This is a genomic window from Streptomyces sp. NPDC088766, from assembly GCF_044750845.1.
GTDB lineage: Bacteria > Actinomycetota > Actinomycetes > Streptomycetales > Streptomycetaceae > Streptomyces.
Genome location: NZ_JBIVKQ010000043.1, coordinates 13,413 through 30,045, shown reverse-complemented (window position 1 = coordinate 30,045; position 16,633 = coordinate 13,413). Strand labels below are relative to the sequence as shown.

Annotated in this window: 11 protein-coding genes and 1 pseudogene; 9 read left to right on the top strand and 3 right to left on the bottom strand. The window is 70.8% G+C overall.

What is annotated here, in order from left to right; all coding sequences use genetic code 11:
• Nucleotides 1–207: 207 nt before the first annotated feature.
• From ACIP5W_RS34975 to ACIP5W_RS34960, 4 genes are all read left to right on the top strand, one after another.
• Entirely contained in the window at nucleotides 208–1,626 is a 1,419-nt protein-coding gene (locus tag ACIP5W_RS34975; RefSeq protein ID WP_401481991.1) for a DUF2252 domain-containing protein, read from the top strand.
• A gap of 250 nt (nucleotides 1,627–1,876) precedes the next feature.
• Complete coding sequence (locus tag ACIP5W_RS34970; RefSeq protein WP_401481993.1) at nucleotides 1,877–2,308, top strand: hypothetical protein; 432 nt, start codon at nucleotides 1,877–1,879, stop codon at nucleotides 2,306–2,308.
• 20 nt (nucleotides 2,309–2,328) lie between these two features.
• Nucleotides 2,329–4,677, top strand: a complete 2,349-nt coding sequence (locus ACIP5W_RS34965) for a hypothetical protein (protein ID WP_401481989.1) — start codon at nucleotides 2,329–2,331, stop codon at nucleotides 4,675–4,677.
• Between the two features lie 188 nt (nucleotides 4,678–4,865).
• Nucleotides 4,866–5,387 carry a hypothetical protein gene (locus tag ACIP5W_RS34960; protein ID WP_401481987.1) on the top strand — a complete coding sequence of 174 codons (522 nt, stop codon included), beginning with the start codon at nucleotides 4,866–4,868 and terminating at the stop codon, nucleotides 5,385–5,387.
• 182 nt (nucleotides 5,388–5,569) lie between these two features.
• On the opposite strand, the pseudogene ACIP5W_RS34955 reads toward ACIP5W_RS34960, so the two are convergent.
• A pseudogene (locus ACIP5W_RS34955) lies at nucleotides 5,570–5,752 on the bottom strand (transcriptional regulator); the annotation flags it as partial.
• Between the two features lie 704 nt (nucleotides 5,753–6,456).
• Between ACIP5W_RS34955 and ACIP5W_RS34950 the strand changes: the two are divergent.
• The gene (locus ACIP5W_RS34950; protein WP_401481986.1) at nucleotides 6,457–8,499 is read left to right on the top strand and encodes an ATP-binding protein; all 2,043 of its coding nucleotides are present in this window, start codon (nucleotides 6,457–6,459) and stop codon (nucleotides 8,497–8,499) included.
• Here ACIP5W_RS34950 and ACIP5W_RS34945 read toward each other — a convergent pair.
• Nucleotides 8,469–9,203 (bottom strand): TetR/AcrR family transcriptional regulator, encoded by a 735-nt coding sequence (locus tag ACIP5W_RS34945; RefSeq protein WP_401481984.1) that lies wholly within the window; start codon nucleotides 9,201–9,203, stop codon nucleotides 8,469–8,471. The genes ACIP5W_RS34950 and ACIP5W_RS34945 overlap by 31 nt on opposite strands.
• 446 nt (nucleotides 9,204–9,649) lie before the next feature.
• The gene (locus ACIP5W_RS34940) at nucleotides 9,650–10,558 is read right to left on the bottom strand and encodes an SGNH/GDSL hydrolase family protein (RefSeq protein WP_401481982.1); all 909 of its coding nucleotides are present in this window, start codon (nucleotides 10,556–10,558) and stop codon (nucleotides 9,650–9,652) included.
• 332 nt (nucleotides 10,559–10,890) lie between these two features.
• Here ACIP5W_RS34940 and ACIP5W_RS34935 point away from each other — a divergent pair, with 332 nt between their 5' ends.
• The 4 genes from ACIP5W_RS34935 to ACIP5W_RS34920 all read left to right on the top strand — a co-directional run bounded on the left by ACIP5W_RS34935 (nucleotide 10,891) and on the right by ACIP5W_RS34920 (nucleotide 16,534).
• A complete protein-coding gene (locus ACIP5W_RS34935; RefSeq protein ID WP_401481980.1) occupies nucleotides 10,891–12,921 on the top strand; it encodes an ATP-binding protein in 2,031 nt (676 codons plus the stop codon).
• A 195-nt stretch (nucleotides 12,922–13,116) separates the two neighbouring features.
• A complete protein-coding gene (locus tag ACIP5W_RS34930; protein ID WP_401481978.1) occupies nucleotides 13,117–14,631 on the top strand; it encodes an MFS transporter in 1,515 nt (504 codons plus the stop codon).
• 51 nt (nucleotides 14,632–14,682) lie between these two features.
• Nucleotides 14,683–15,123: an SRPBCC family protein gene (locus ACIP5W_RS34925; RefSeq protein WP_401481976.1), complete on the top strand. Its 441-nt coding sequence runs from the start codon at nucleotides 14,683–14,685 to the stop codon at nucleotides 15,121–15,123.
• A gap of 55 nt (nucleotides 15,124–15,178) precedes the next feature.
• Nucleotides 15,179–16,534, top strand: a complete 1,356-nt coding sequence (locus ACIP5W_RS34920; protein ID WP_401481974.1) for a carotenoid oxygenase family protein — start codon at nucleotides 15,179–15,181, stop codon at nucleotides 16,532–16,534.
• Nucleotides 16,535–16,633 lie beyond the last annotated feature (99 nt).

The window sequence follows — 16,633 nt, the reverse complement described above, 5'->3', positions numbered from 1 at the left end:
GCGCCCTCACCGACGAGGAGTACCGCCGGGCCAAGGAGAAGGTCCTCCACTGACCCGCACATACCCCTCCGGAGAGCAGGACACCGCGGGCGCCGCCCCGGCCGGTCAGCGGACCGGGGCGGATATCACGCGGTACCCGCGGTGGGGTGCCCGACGGCCTCGTGAAGCCCCGCACAACGCCGGCCGACCCGCAGTGGAGGCTCAGCAATGATCGAGAACCACCTTTCCGGCGTCGACACCCGGGACCTCACCCCGCAGGAGCGGGCCGCCCGCGGCAAGGCCGCACGCGCCGACGTTCCCCGTTCCAGCCATGCCGAGTTCATGCCCCCACCGAAGCGCACGGACCCGGTGGAGATCATCGAGAAGCAGTCCGCGACGCGGGTGCCGGAACTCGTCCCGATCCGCTACGGCAGGATGAGCGAGGCACCGTTCCGCTTCTACCGCGGGGCCGCCGCCGTCATGGCCGCCGACCTCGCGGAGACACCGCGCAGCGGGTTCAGGGTGCAGTGCTGCGGCGACGCGCACATGCTGAACTTCCGGTTGCTGGCCTCGCCGGAGCGCCACCTGATGTTCGACATCAACGACTTCGACGAGACGCTGCCCGGGCCCTGGGAATGGGACGTGAAACGGCTGTCGGCCAGCTTCGTCATCGCGGGCCGGGCGAACGGCTTCAGCGCCAAGGAGCGGGCGTCGGTGGTGCGGGCGACCGTGCGGTCCTACCGCGAGCGCATGCGGGCCTTCGCCGGAATGGGAAATCTCGACGTCTGGTACACCCGCTTCGACATGGACGAGCTGCGGCAGCAGTTCGCCCCGATGCTGAGCGCCGGACAGCGCGACCGCCTGGCGCACACCGAGAAGCAGGCCCGCGCCCATGACACGCTGCAGGTCTTCGACAAGCTCACGCACGTCATCGACGGCCGGCGTCGGATCGCCGCCGACCCACCGCTGCTGGTGCGGCTCCAGGACCTGCTGCCGGACAGGGAACGCGGCGACCTGGAGAAGGAGATCGGCCACCTGATCGAGCGCTACGGCCGGACCCTGCAGACGGACCGCCGGTTCCTGCTGGAGCAGTACCGCCTCGCGGACATCGCCCGCAAGGTGGTCGGCGTGGGCAGTGTGGGAACCCGCTGCTGGATCATCCTGCTGCTCGGCAAGGACGACGCGGACCCCTTGTTCCTCCAGGCCAAGGAGGCCGACGAGTCGGTCCTGGCGCCCTACGTCGGCGGCAGCGCCTTCCGCACGCAGGGCGAGCGCGTCGTCGCCGGCCAGCGGCTCATGCAGGCCACCAGCGACATCTTCCTGGGCTGGGAACGCGTCCAGGGCATGGACGGCAAGCGGCGGGACTTCTACATACGCCAGTTGCGGGACTGGAAGGGCATCGCCGTGGCCGAGAACATGTCGCCGAAGCGGATGGCCCTGTTCGGCCGGCTGTGCGGCGCCACACTGGCCCGCGCCCACGCCCGCTCCGGTGACCGGATCGCGATCGCCGCCTACCTGGGCGGCGGCGACGCCTTCGACCGCGCGCTGGTGACCTTCGCCGAGCTCTACGCGGACCAGAACGAGAAGGACCACCGAGCCCTGGTCGATGCCATCCGAGCGGGACGGGTCCCGGCCGAAGCCACCTGATGCGCGGTGTGCCATCGACGGATGACCACGGCCTTCTCGGGGGCCTTCGGACTTCGGGCCGCCTCACGACCGACGGGACGACCCTCTGGTTCTGCGCGGCTCGGTCCGACTCGCCCAGCCGCTGGGCGGCCACGCCGACCGGAAGCCCGGACGGGACCGAGGGCGGGAGACGATGCAGGCGACAGGTGATCAGGTCGGTGGCCGTGCCGGTACGGTGGAGTGGCCTGACCGGATGGACTTGGGGGAATTCGTGACGTTCGAGCAAGAATGGGCCGGACTGCGCGCGGCGGCGGCCAAGCGGATCGCGATGCAGACCAACAGCATTCCGGCCGAAGGCGGCGGAGGCGGTGGTGCCGGGAGCGACCTGGTGGTCAATCGGGACGACCTCGGCGCTATCGGCAATGACGCCTATGACCTGCTGGGACGGCTGGCCAAGGAGGGCGACATCGCCCGTTCCTCCACGTTCGACGCGGCGACGGCGCTGACCAACGGGAACTTCGTGAGCGGTTCGGCCGTGCTGAAGGTGCATGACTTCTGGCAGACCCACCTGAAGACACTGCTGGACGCCTGCGCGCAGATTTCGAACCACCTGGATTACAGCAAGGCCCAGCACGCCAAGGACGAGGCGAAGATCGAGGGAGATCTGATGCGGATATCCGTCCTCACGGAATACATGAAATAGGGCTCGGGGGAGCGCGCCACATGCTGAAGTACGAGGACATAATCGACGCCCCGGTGGCGAAGCTGAAGGCCGCCGTCGACGACTGGTCGGAGATGGCGGGGAAGCTGGACAAGCTCGCCACCGACGCCGCCGACGGGATGAAGGCCAAGGCGGACGGCGCGGCCTGGGAAGGTGTGAACGCGGGGGTCACCAAGGCGTTCATCGGCAAGACGGCCAAGGAGTTCGCGGACGCCGCGGCCGAGGCCAAGGGTGTGAAGCGGATCCTGGAAGAGGGCTACACGGCCATCAAGAAGGCCAAGGACGACCTGGTCGACATCCGGGACCACGAGGGGCCCGCGGCCGGTATCCGCGTGGACGGCAACGGCAAGGTCACGGCGCGGAACCCGCTGTCCGAGATCCCCGCGGCGCGGCACGACCCCGACTACAGCGAGCTCCTGCGGGAGGAGAAGCGGAACATCGAGTCGTGGCAGAAGAGGATCGACCTCATCGTCGACAACTGCAACGACACCGACCTCGCCCTCAAGAACACCCTCGAGGCCAACGTCACCGACCGCAAGGACTTCAGCGCTCCGACGTACACGAAGCTGGACCAGGAGGAGGCCGCCCGCGCCGCCGCTCTGGCGGCCAAGGGCCGGGACATCACACACGCCGAACTTCAGCAGCTCAACGAGCTGCTGAAGGACAACAGTTCGTCGGTGGAGTTCTCCAAGGGCTTCTACGAGAAGCTCGGCCCCGAGAAGTCGCTCGCGTTCTTCGGCCAGCTCTCCACGGACACGTACGAGTACGGCAAGGTCGACCCGGAGCGACTCAAGGACGTCCAGGAGCTGCAGAAGAACCTCGGCCTCAACCTGGCCACCGCCTCCCACGACAAGGAATTCACCGACAAGTGGGGTCCGGAGCTCCGCAAGTTGGGCACGGAGCGCATTCCGCTGGCCAAGCACGACTACGGCGGGCCGTTCGGATACCAGCTGCTCGGCGGGATCATGCGGTATGGGAACTACGACGCGAAGTTCCTCAACCCGATCGCCGAACACGTGGCGCAGCTGCACCAGAAGGACCCGTACATGTTCGCCGACAACAAGGTGGTGAACAGTCCCTTCAAGAACCCGTTCAACCCCTCCGGCGTGAACGGGGCCGGCTACGACCCGGCCACCGCCATGCTGGAGGCGCTCGGCAACAGTCCGGAAGCGGCCAAGAAGTTCTTCACCGACCCCCCGACCGCGTACAACGAGGACGGCACGGTCGACCACGGCGCCACGGCCGACCTCGGCAAGAACAAGGACGGCGAGCGGATCGACAACTACCTCGACTTCTTCGGCAACGAGAAGTGGGAGTCCTTCCCCGACGTCAACTCGCTCGACCAGAAGGAGCTCGAGGCGTCGCTCGGTCAGATGCCCGACGCCCTCGGCCACGCCCTGGAAGCGGCGACACTCGGCTACCCGGCAGGGCATCCGGACGCCGGCGTGGTGCGGGACGCGGACAACGCCGCGGTCATGCAGCAGGTCATGGAGAAGTACGGTGCGGACCCGGGGCTGCTCAAGAAGCACGAGGCGATGGCCGACAGCCTGGGCGTCATGGGCGCCGGCTACATCGACGACATCAACTGGGCGTTGGACAAGAACGACCCGGACAGCGTGTTCGCCCCGGGCAGGAACCCGGACGGGCACATCGACTTCGCGGACACCACGGACATGAACGGGCGGAGCGTCGCCCGGAGTTTCCTCAGCACCCTGGGCCAGCACCCGGACGCCTACGCGACGGTCTCGACCGCGGAGCAGGTCTACACCCGCAGCGTGCTGGAAGGGACAGTGGGCCCGGACGGAAAGATCCACGAGGGCGCCGCCAGGGCGACCGTGCGCGTGGGCGCCGAGGTGCAGGGCATGCTCGACCAGTCCCGGGCCGACCAGGTGGAGGCGACGAACCTCAAGACCCACGAGGACTACGAGAAGGCGGTCGCCAAGCGGGCGGGCTGGGTCGAGTTCGGGGCCACGGCGGGCATCGCAGCGGGCGTCGCGTTCCTGCCCGCCACCGCGGCCGTGGGCACGGCCGCGGTACTCATCCCGCTGGCGACCGATACCGCCAGTGGTGCTCTCGAACAGGTCGTGGGCCAGATGGTCGGCGACATCTCCGACAACTCGGTGGATGAGCACAAGGAGAAGATGGAGGAACTCACCGATGAGGAGAGGAAGAGCATCTACTCCGCCGGTGAGAGCATGGCCGAGGCCCCGATGGAGGAGTTCCTGCAGCGGAACGTGACGGACCCCTACAGGAGCGCGTTCGCGCAGGACCTACGCGAATCGATGCTGATCGGGTACGGGGTCGGCAACGACCGGGAGAACCAGCAGGGCAACGGCCCGGAGACCGGCTGAGGCCGGTCGACGCTCGAGGACACGTAAGGATGCGGACAGTGATAGGTCGTAGGTCGGTACGCGCGGGACTCCTTGCCGCGGCCATGGCCGGCTTGTTGTGTCTCGGGGCCACCGGTTGTGGAGGGGACGGAGAGGGGGAGACGGCCGACAAGGCTGTGGCGGGGACGCAACTTTGCGGTGGCAATACTGTGTCTGCCGATGCGTCCAGGGCGCTGAAGGTGATCACAGGGTCGTCGCGGTTCGGGACAACGGCGGAGAAGTCCACCGTCGCGCAGGCCGCGAAGGTCCTTGTCGAGGCGTGGCCGTTGTCCACCACGGGGCGTGAGGACATCTGCCGTGTATACACGGCCGCCGACGCGCCGGATTTCGAGCTCAGAATCACCTGGAGGCTCGCCGACGGTCTTCCGACGGGCGCCCCGGCCCCGAAGTTCACCGTACTGAAGATGGGGGAGGAGACTTTGGCGGCTGCGGACATGGCGTACGTTCAGTTCGCGTGCCGGAGCGACAGGTTTGCCGGCTCGACGACAGCGGCCCACATCGTCATCGGCGCGGAGCGCTGGGGTACGCCGAAGGAGCCCGAGGGCGACGTCGAGGCGTTGAAGGACGCCTACGTGACCGTGGCCCACTCCTTCTCATTGGCCATGGCCGAGGAACTGCGCTGCGAGAAGAACGGCGGGCTCCCCGCGAGGCCCGTGCTGGATCCCGCGTAGGCGCAGGCGTATGCGGAAACGGCCATGATCAGGGGCCCTTCCTGTCCGGAGGAGGGGCCGTCTGCTGCATGGGGTGCGCCATGGACGCGCGGTGCGCGGACCTCGTCTCCAGGGGGCGCCGACCTCGCGTTCGCCGGCCCACCCCGCTCGCCGCCCTTTCGTCTTTCCGAGGTGTGTGACGTCAAGGTGATGTCGGCGGCCAGGTCCCAGTCGGGGTAGGAGCGACGGGACGCGGGGTCCAGGAAGCCGAAGCGGGCCAGGTTCGCCTGGTTGTGGACGTCGGCGTGGACGTCGCTGTGGAAGGCACGGGCGAGCGCGTTGGTGCCGAGGATGTCCATGCGGCCGTTGCGCACGAAGGCGGGGCCGACACCACCTCATGGCGCACATCGCCATGGTCGTCGGCGATGCCGACGGCGACGGCACCACCTGGCTGGAGCCCGTGACCGACGAGCAGTACGCCGAAGCACTCGCCACCGCCAGCCGCTGAGGGCCGCTGCAACGGCCGGAGCCGAGCCTGAGGGTGAGGGGGGAGGGTGGAGGGTGGAGGGTGCCCCACCTGCTCGCGGCCCCTGCTGCTGTGAGCAGGTGGGCGGGCACACCCCGATTCGCGACCGGTCGGCGAGGCGCACGCCCGCGGCACACGCGTGGTGCGGACGGGCAGCCGTGTTCCGCCGGGAAGCCGGCCTCCCCGGACGGGCCCGCGAAACGGTCGGCCGTGCACTCGGCCGTCGAGCGGCGCCGGACGACGGTCACCGGCGTCCGACACCCACGACGACGGTCCCGATGCCGTGGAGCGCCGTACGGACGCGTTCGGATGCGCCCCGGTTGCGGCAGACGCACTCAACGCCTTCGTCCAGCCCCCGCAGAGCTCGAGGACAGTGCGGGACGTGTGCGCTCTGCCGACCAGGACGACAGGTGGACGGCCCCGGTCCGCCGTGGGCGCGCCACCGTCGCCGCGGCAGCCTGACCGGGTGGGCGAGAATGTGACCGACGACCAGCATCGAGTTCGCCGTCGGAGGTACGGCGACGGCCGGAAGGGGCTCCCGTGACCGACGGCGGTACGAATGTCATGGCGAGCCGCCTGCAGCGGGGACGTGACCGGGTCTTCACCGGGCGGGTGGCGGAGCTCGCCGTCTTCCGCTCCGCCCTGGCCGGTCACGAGCGGGCTCCTGCCGTGCTCTTCGTCCACGGGCCCGGCGGCATGGGCAAGTCGATGCTGCTGCGCCGCTTCGCGGCCGAGGCGCGGGCGGCCGGCCGGCAGGTGCTGGAGGTCGACGGCCGGATCACCCAGCCGACGCCCGAGGCGTTCGAGAAGGAGGCCGAAGCGGCCCTCACGGGCGAGAACACCGTTCTGCTCATCGACACCTTCGAACGCTGCCAGGGACTGGAGGGGTGGTTGCGGGAGAGGTTCCTGCCGCGGCTGCCGGACGGCGCGGTGGCGGTGGTCGCGGGACGCCGGGCGCCGGATGCCGAGTGGACGTCCGATCCGGGATGGGCGGACCTGCTGCACTGCGTGGCCCTGCGCAACCTGTCCCAGGACGAGGCCACCGCCCTCCTGGACGCGCGTGGAGTGCCCCGGCACCGTCAGGCGGAGCTGCTGGCCTTCACCGGCGGCCATCCGCTGGCTCTGGCCCTGGCGGCCGCCGTGGCGATCCGGGAACCTGCTCGCGCCACCCGCTGGAAGCCCAGCCTGGACGTGGTGGGGACCCTGCTGTCCCGGCTGGTGGGCGAGGTGCCCTCGCCGGTGCACCGCCGGGCCCTGGAGGTGTGCGCCCGCGCTCATGTGACCACCGAGACACTGCTGCGGGTCGTCCTGGGCGAGGACGCCGTGGCGATGTTCGCCTGGCTGCGCGAGCTTCCGTTCATCGAGTCCACGCAGGACGGCCTCTTCCCGCACGACGTGGTCCGCCAGGCACTGGAGGAGGACCTGCGCTGGCGCGACCCGGACGGCTACGCCCAGTTGCACGGTCGCCTCGGCCGCCACCTGTTCGAGCAGATCCGTACGTCTCCTGTGAACGGGACGCTGTCCGCCGTGCGTTCCCTTCTCTACCTGTACCGCGACGACCGGTACATGTCCGACTTCAACAGCTGGCAGGGAGCCGGCGACGTCCGGCTGACCTCGTACCGGCCGGACGACCGGCTCCGTGTCGAGGCGCTGGCGACCGAGGTCGAGGGCCGGGAGTCGGCCGCCCTGGCACGTGCCTGGCTGGAACGGCAGCCGGACGCGTTCCGGGTGTGCCGCACGGCGCGCGAGGACAAGGCGGTGGGCTTCTCGGCCTGGCTGCGGCTCACCGAGTCCCCGCACGAACACGCCGACCCGGTGGCCGAGGCGGTCTGGAACCACGCGCGCGCCACACAGCCCTTGCGGGAGGGGGAACACGTGGCGGTGGCCCGCTTCTCGGTGACGTCGCCGGAGTACCCGAAGATCTCGCCGGTGGAGAACCTCCACCAGTGGCGGACGCTGGCCGAGGTCGCCCACACCGAGGGCCGGGTGGCGTGGATGTACATCGTGGTCCGGTCGGGCGCGTTCTGGACGCCGTACCTGACCAGCCTCGGCCTGCACCCCGTACCGGAACGGCCGCAGGTCGGCGCCCTGACCTACACCCTGTTCGCCATCGACTGGCGGGTCCAGCCGGTGTGGGCCTGGGCGGAGGAGAAGACCCGGCTGATGATGTCCCATGTCCAGGGCGGCCCGCGGGCGGCGGACGCGGGCGGCGGGGAGGGGCGCCGGGGCGCCGAGTTCACCGTGCTGTCGCGGCCCGAGTTCGACGCCGCGCTGCGCGACGCGCTCCGGGACCTGTTCCGCCCGCACGACTGGCAGCGCAACCCGCTGACGCGCAGCCGGCTGGTGGAGGGCACGGACCGGAAGCTGCCGGACGTGCTGGTGAGCGCCGTCGAGGGTCTGCGCGCGGAACGCGGCGGGGAGAAGTACTACCGGGCGCTGTCGGCGACCTACCTCAGCAAGGGCATGCCCACCCAGCAGGCCGTCGCCGAGCGGTTGGGGCTGCCGTTCAGCACCTATCGCAGGCATCTGACCGGTGGCATCGCCCGGCTGAGCGACGCGCTGTGGCGGCAGGAGATCTACGGGCACCCGACCGGGGACGCCCCCTGACCGGACGGGGGGAGCCGCCGGCAGGCCTCCGCGCCGCTCCTCGTCCACGCCCGCGAGAGCAAGCAGCGGAACCGCTCATGGGCGCGTTCGGCGTCCCCGTCCAGAACCAGTTGCGCGGTCACCGCGTCGTACGCCTCCAAGGCCAATCGGGCCGCCTCCTCGCAGGAGCCGGTGCCGTACGGCGGCGTGCGCTTCCCGGTGAGTGCGGCCGGCCCTCGCGCGAGGGCCTCGGCCAGCCGCCCGCGTCGGACGGAGTACACCCGTGCCGCCGCCGGGTGGCGGGCGGCGTGTGCCCGGAAGTCGCTCTCGAGCAGAAGCCACTCCCGTTCGGCCAGCATCAGCCGCGCCAGCCGTCCGGTCAGGCGGGAGACGTCGGTCGAGGTTCCGCCTTCGCCTTCGGCCCCGTCCCCGCCTTCGGCCCCGTCCCCGGCGTCGGCCCCGGCCCCGTCCCGGGCGTCGGCTTCAGCCCAGGCTTCGGCTTCGGCTTCGGCTTCGAGGAACACTCCGGCAACGCGGCGGCACAGCACCGCCGCGCGCTCCTCGTACAGCTCGTGGAACAGTTCCTCCAGGCTGTCGAAGTTCGAGTAGAAAGCCCCCCGGCTGAAGCCTGCTCCCGTGCATATCTCCTCGATCGAGACCCTGCCGAAGCCTTTTGCCGCGAACACCGGGAAGGCGGCCGACAGCAGCCTTGCCCTGGTCTGCACCCGCCGGCGGCCCGGACGGGGCCTCAGGGGGCACCTACGACGTACGGCCGCCGCGGCACTCGCTCCCGCCCGAGGAGCGGACCCGCTCCCACCACCAGCACACGCATCGCGTCATCTCCTCCTACCGACGTACCGACGTACCGACGTACCGACGTACCGACGTACCGACGTACCGACGTACCGACGTACCGACGTACCGACGTACCGGCATACCTGCGTACCGGCGATGCACCCACTGTGGGACCGACCGGTGTTCACTCGGCAGACCGGTCCGCCGCCCGTTTCGTGTTCATCGTCCGCTCACTCGCGGTGTTCCGCCGCGATGCACGCGGAAGGTGAAGCCGACCGGGCCGGTGGCCGTGACGATCCGGCCCGCCGGCCGCGAGGGCGACGACAAAGGCGAAGGGCCGGCGCCCGAAGGCACCGGCCCCACGGCGGGACGACGGCTACGGCTTGAGGATCTCCGCGTACGCGGCTGTCGCCATCGCGAACTGGCCGACCGAGTTGGGGTGGGCCGCCAGGGTGTCCTTGCCCGGGTTCAGGGACTCGATCCACCGTGTGTCGCGGGGCTGACACATGTCGTGCCCCACGGTGACCGCGTAGGTGTCCGCGAACCGCACGGCCCTGTCGCCGGCCGTCGCCCGGCGCTGCAACGCCCGGTTGAGCTTCTTCGTGACGTCCCGCAGGAAGGAGAAGTCGCCCTTGGCGAAGGGGACTTCGGCGCAACCGACACCGCTGTCCGGGAAGATGGCCGGGTAACCGACCACGATCACCTTCGCGTCGGGGCTGCGCCGGCGGATGTCGGTGAGGGCGTCCCGCACACGGCCTTCGACCGCGTTGATGCGTTCACCCAGCACGTCCTTGCCGCCCGCTGTGAAGTACTTCTTGCACGGGCTTCCTGCCGGGTCCGAGGAGGCCACGAGCACACACGTCGTCAGCACGCCTGTGAAGCCGACGTCGTTGCCGCCCAACGTCAACGTGACGAGTTTGGTGTTGGGCGTGAGAGCGTTCAGCTGCGCGGGCTTGGAACCCTGTGAATTCCACAGGGCGGCCGTGGTGGCACCGCTGCAGGTGACGTTCTTGAACGTACGGCCCGCGCCCGCCGAGGTCCGGGAGACGACGGCGCCGTAACCGGCGGTGGTGCGGTCGCACTCGGTGTCCGTGACCCCGGCCAGTCCGGCGCCCGAGGCGTAGGAGTCGCCGAGGGCGACGTAGTTGGGGCCGTCCGCCGATGCGGCGGCCTGCGTCCGGGCGATGGCGGCGGGAGCCCCGAGGGACAACACCGTGGCCCCGGCCACGGCGATCGCCGCGGCTGTCCGGTACGCGTGGGAGAACCGGTTTGTGAAGTGCGTCATAACGCCTCTGGTTGTGATGAACGGTGACGGGACGTCATGGACGGGTGCGATGTCCCGATTTCGTACGGTGTCGCGCACTGCGCACGAAAGGATCCGTTCCCCGGCATCCCACCCGTCGCCGACGTTCCGCCGAGAACAACGGTGAGGTGCGGCTTCCGGTTCACCCGGCCCGCCGCGCGTCCTCGGCCGGCGGGCGGCGCGGTCGCCGGGAACGAACGACGCCTTTAGGCTCCTCGCGCAGCGTGAGCACGCACCGCTGCAGCTGACCGTACGGGGGCAACGGCGCCGCCCGCAGTCGCTCGCCCCGTGGTTCCGCCCGGGGCGGGAATTTCGTGGCAGGCACAGCGGAGGCAGGGAAAATGGGACATTCACTGGGAGACAGACTCAGCAGGGCGCGGGCGAATGCCTTCGTCGGCCGCGAGGAGGAACTGGCCTGTTTCGGCAACGCCTTGGCCGGTGATTCCGACGCCTCTCCGGTCTTTTATCTCTTTGGTCCCGGCGGCATCGGGAAATCGGCTCTGATGCGTTCCCTGGGGGACCGGGCGCGCGCTTCGGGACGTCCTACGGTCGAGCTCGACGGCCGTTTCATCGGTCGGGATCCGGCGGATCTGGAGAAGGCCGCCGCGCCCTTTCTGGAACATTCCGGCTGCGTTCTGTTCATCGATTCCTTCGAGCACTGCCAGTGGCTGGAAAGCTGGCTGTGGCAGCGTTTTCTGCCCCGGGCCGCGAACGGTGCGCTGGCCGTCGTCGCGGGGCGCCTCGCCCCGCAGCCGCAGTGGACCGCGGATCCGGCCTGGGCCGGCCTGCTGTCGGTGCGGGAACTCGGCCCGCTGGACCCCTACGAGGCCCGAGCGCTGTTGAAGGCGTCGTCCGTGCGGCCGGAACGGCTGGAGGGGGTGCTGCGTTTCGCCGGAGGCAATCCCCTGGCCCTGACGCTGGCGGCCGCGGCCGACTCATCCGGCCGGGCGGACGACAACTGGACGCCGTCGGCCACGGTCCTGCGCACTCTCATGGCGGGGCTGATCGGCGAGGTGCCCACCGCGGCGCACCGCCGGGCTCTGGAGGTGGCGGCGCAGGCCCCCGCCACCAGTGAGGAACTCCTCGCCGCCGTCCTCGCGGACGGAGATGCCGCGACCCTCTTCGCATGGCTTCGTGAGCTTCCCTTCATGGAATCCTCCGCCCGGGGCCTGTACCCGCACGACGCGGCCCGCGAGACGCTGATGGCGGACCTGCGCTGGCGTGCTCCCCATGCTTTCCAGGGCGTACGGCAACGACTGGCGGAGGAATACCTGCGCATTCTGAGGGAGGCCCCCGAGGAGCGGGTGCGTGCCGTCACCGATGAACTCTTCTACCTGTTCCGGGACGTGAAGAAGTTGGCACGGACACGTGCCTGGGCGGGCACCGAACCCGAGGTGTACGAGGACACGCTTCAGCCCGACGACCACGATCTCGTCCTGCGTATGACGCAGGAGACCGAGGGGGCGGAGTCCGCCGCTCTCGTGCGGTACTGGCTGGGCAGACAACCGAACGGATTCAGCGTCTACCGGCTCATTTCCACCGGGCGGATCGTGGCGTTCACCGCCCGCCTCGTGCTTCCCGCCCCACCGGACGACTCGGACACGCACACGGACCCCGTGGTGGCCGCCGCGTGGCGCTACAGCCGGGAAACCGCGCCGGTGAGGCCCGGCGAGCACATCGCCATGACGCGTTTCTCGATCTATCCGGAGCGCTACCAGCTTCCCTCACGGGTGATCGACCTGAGTAATTCCCGGGTGCAGGCGGAGGCCATGCGGGCCCGTGGCCGTGCGCACGGATTCCTGGTCTACCACGACCACGAGACGTGGGCGGAGCGTCTGAACGGCGTTCTGGCCGACTCGGGCGTCCGGTGCCGGGTCGGTGACCGCACGTACGGGCTGTTCACCGTCGACTGGCGCAAGATCCCGGTGGAGACCTGGATCCGGCATCTCATCGACGCCACGGAGATGCCCGCCCTGTCCGGGCCCTCGGGCATGCCGCGCACCGCCTTCGACAAGGCGGTCCGGGAAGCGTTGCAGCACTGGCGTGATCGTTCGGCCTTCGCCGTCTGCGCGTTCTCGCGCGCCCGTCTCGCCGCCGACTTCACCGACCCGGTCGCCGAGCTCAGGGCCCTTCTGCAGCAGTCGGTGGAGGAGATCGCCGCCGAACCGCGGGGTGTGCGGGCCCGCGACGCGCTGGCGGCCACGTTCTTCTCCGGGGCGCCCACCCAGGAGGCGGCGGCCCGTCGCCTGAACCTGCCGTACGGCACCTACCGGCGCCACCTGCGTCAAGGGCTGGACCTGCTGTGCGAAGCCCTGTGGCACAGGGAGCTGTACGGGCAGCCCTGAGACGTCCTCCCCGCGGCGGCCGTGACCGCGGGATCCGTGACCGCGGAACCCGTGACCGCATGATCCGTGACCGCGGAACCCGTGGACGGGCGAGGACGGGCGCGGGCAGCCGTGGACAGGCGTGGACAGTTGTGGACAGTGCGCAGCCCGTTCCGGTCTGGAAGGTGGACACCGGTCGCCCCCAGGCTCTGAGCCATGAAGACCACAGCCCAGCGCCGGCACCGGCGGGCTCTCGCGGGCGGCCGGACCGAACCCTCCGCATCGCCCGCGTTCGCCCCCCTCAGAGGCCCGGGAGCAGCGCTCGCGGCGCTTGCCGGAGCACAGTTCACGGTGATGCTCGCCACCTCGATCGTCAACGTGGCGCTCCCGCAGATCCAGGCCGGCGTCGGGTTGTCGGACGGCGGCACCACCTGGGTGGTCAACGCCTACGGCCTGGCCTTCGGCGCGCTGCTGCCGGCCGGCGGACGTGCCGCGGACCTGCTGGGGCGCCGCAGGGTCCTGCTCACCGGACTCGCACTGTTCGCGGTCTCCTCGGGGGCGGCCGGACTCGCCACCACGCCCGGTGTGCTGATCGGCGCGCGTGCCGTGCAGGGACTCGCCGCCGCCGCGATCGCCCCCGCGGCCCTGGCCCTGGTGATGGACCTGTTCCCGCCGGGGCCGGGCCGGGGCCGGGCGCTGGGCGTGTGGGGCGCGGTCTCCGGAGCCGGCGGTGCGGCCGGGGTGCTCCTCGGCGGCGTCCTCACCCAGGCGGGGGGCTGGCCCTGGATCTTCCACGCCGTGGCGATCGGCGCCTCGGCGACCCTGGTCGCCGCCGCCTTCGTCCTGCCGCGGGCACCGGTCGAGGACAGCGGGCGGTTCGACCTGCTCGGCACCGTCGTCGTCACCCTCGCGCTGACCGCCCTCGTGTGGGGGCTGACCACGGCTCGCGGCTCCGGCTGGACGGACATCCGGGTGCTCGGGGCCCTCGCCCTCGCCGCCGTACTGCTGGCCGCCTTCACCCTGGTCGAGCGACGCCGGCCGCACCCGCTGATCCCCCCACGGCTGTTCACCGCGGGGCGCGTCACGGCGGGCAACGTGCTCATGGCCCTCCTCGGCTCGGTGTGGATCGCCCTGTTCTTCTTCCTCCCCCTCTACCAGCAGCAGGTCCTCGGCTCCGGCCCCGTGGTCACCGGTCTGGGCCAGCTCCCCCTCGCCGCGGCCAACATGCTCGGCTCGGCCCTGGCGCCGCGCGTCTGCCGCCGGATCGGCGCCAGAGCCACCGTCACCGCGGCGCTGCTGACCGAAGCCGGGGGCCTGCTGTGGCTGTCGCGCGTCAGCGTCCGGGGCAGTTACCTCGCCGACGTCCTCGGGCCGAGCATCCTGGTCGGCCTCGGCCTCAGCGTCGCCTTCGTCCAGCTGACCGCCCTGGCCGTCGAGGGTGTCGCCAAGGAGGACACCGGACTGGCGGGCGGCCTGGTGAACACCACCCGGCAGGTCGGTGGCGCCGTCGGCCTCGCGGTGCTCGCCACGGTCGCCGGCTCCGTCACCGCCCGCGCCGGCACCGAGGTGCCGCACCTGGAGGCGCTGACCGCCGGCTACCGGGCCGCGTTCGCCCTCTCCGCCGCCGTGCTGGCCGCCACTGCCCTGCTCGCCCTCGTCCTCACCCGCCGGGGTGCCCGGGACGCGGATGTCGCACCACCCACGACCGCGGTCACGACCGCGGCCCGCTGAATCCCACTGCCGCCACCCGCGCAGTGCGACCCACCGAAAGGAAGAACCGCCATGTTCACCATCGACGAGACCGCACCCGTGATCGTCCGCCTGTCCACCGTCATCGACGCCCCGCTGGAACGGGTGTGGCGTCTGCACACCGACATCGACTCCTGGGCCGACTGGAACCCGGACATCGACCAGGCCGACCTCGACGGCCCGCTGCTGCCCGGCGCCTCCTTCCGGTGGAAGACCCACGGCCTCGACATCACCTCCACCCTGCGCGAGGTCGTCCCCGGCGAGCGCGTGGTGTGGGGCGGCCCCGCCGACGGCATCGAAGGCGTCCACGTCTGGTCCTTCGAGGAGGCCGGGGGCCAGGTCACCGTCCGCACCGAGGAGTCCTGGAGCGGTGCTCCCGTGGAGGCCGCCACCGAGGAACTCCGGCAGGCCCTGAGCGGCTCCCTCACCACCTGGCTGGACCGGCTCAAGTCCCGTTCCGAGACCACCGGCTGACCGGCGGCGGTCCCACCCCCGCACCCCCGCAGTCCAACACAACGAGGTTGTGAACATGACCAGCAAGCCCTACCTGACCGGCCACTACACCCCCGTCGCCGACGAGATCAGCGCCACCGGTCTCCGGACCGAGGGCACGCTGCCCCCCGAACTCACCGGCCGGTTGATCCGCAACAGCCACAACCCCAAGCCGGGTGTCACCCCCGCGCACTGGTTCAAGGGCAGTGGCATGGTCCACGGCATCCGCCTGCGCGACGGCCGCGCCGAGTGGTACCGGAACCGCTGGGTGCGCACCCCCGCCCTCGACGGCGCGCCCTACATGACCGACGACGGTCCCGACATGACGGCCAGCACCGCCGGCACCCACGTCATCGAGCACGCCGGCCGCCTGCTGGCCCTGTGCGAGGCCAACTTCCCCTTCGAACTCACCCCCGACCTGGACACCGTCGGCGTCCACGACTTCGGCGGCAAACTGCGCAGCGCGATGACCGCCCACCCCAAGACCGACCCGGTCACCGGAGAACTGCACTTCTTCGGATCCTCGCCCTTCCCGCCCTTCCTGATCCACCACGTGGCCGACGCCGAGGGCGAGATCGTCCACAGCGCCGAGGTTCCCGGTGCCACCGCCTCCCTCAAGCACGACTTCGCCCTCACCCGGCACCACGTCGTCTTCATCGAGGGCACGGTCACCTTCGACCCGACCGAGCACTCCGGCATCCCCTACGGCTGGAACGACGACCAACCCGCCCGCATCGGTGTGATGCCCCGCGGCCCCCGGGGAGCCGAGCGGATCCGCTGGTTCTCCATCGAGCCCGGCAACATGCTGCACGCCGCCAACGCCTACGAGGACGACCAGGGCCGCATCGTGCTGGAGGGCCCGACCGTCGACCGCGAGGGCTTCCAGCTCTCGTGGAACTGGTGGGTCGGCGCCCCCGGCCGCGGCACCGAGCCGAACACCCGCTCCTTCACCCGCCGATGGATCATCGACCTGGCCCAGGGCAGCGTCGACGAGCAGATCATCGACGACCTCGCCGTCGAGTTCCCGACCCTCAACGAGGACTTCCTCGGCACCGAGCACCGCTACCAGTACGCGGTCTCCTTCCCGGACCAGGACGGCTACGGCGGATACGGCATCGTCAAGTACGACCGCACCACCGGCGCCCGCCGCATCCATCAGGTCGGCGACGCCCGCCTGCCCAGCGAGGCCGTCTTCGTGCCCGCCGCCGGCGCCACCCGTGAGGACGACGGCTACCTCCTCACCGTGACCTCCGACCTCAAGCAGGACGCCTCCGCGCTCCTCGTCCTGGACGCCTCCGGCCTCGACCGGATCGCCACCGTCCACCTGCCCCGCCGTGTCACCGCGGGGATCCACGGTTCCTGGATCCCCGACACGGCCCTCGACCGGAACTGACTCCCACCCGGTCACCGGCCCCGGGGGCGAGCCTCTCGCCCCCGGGGCCCGATCACCCTCACCACCCACATCCCCGATCCGGGGAACCACCGAAAGGCT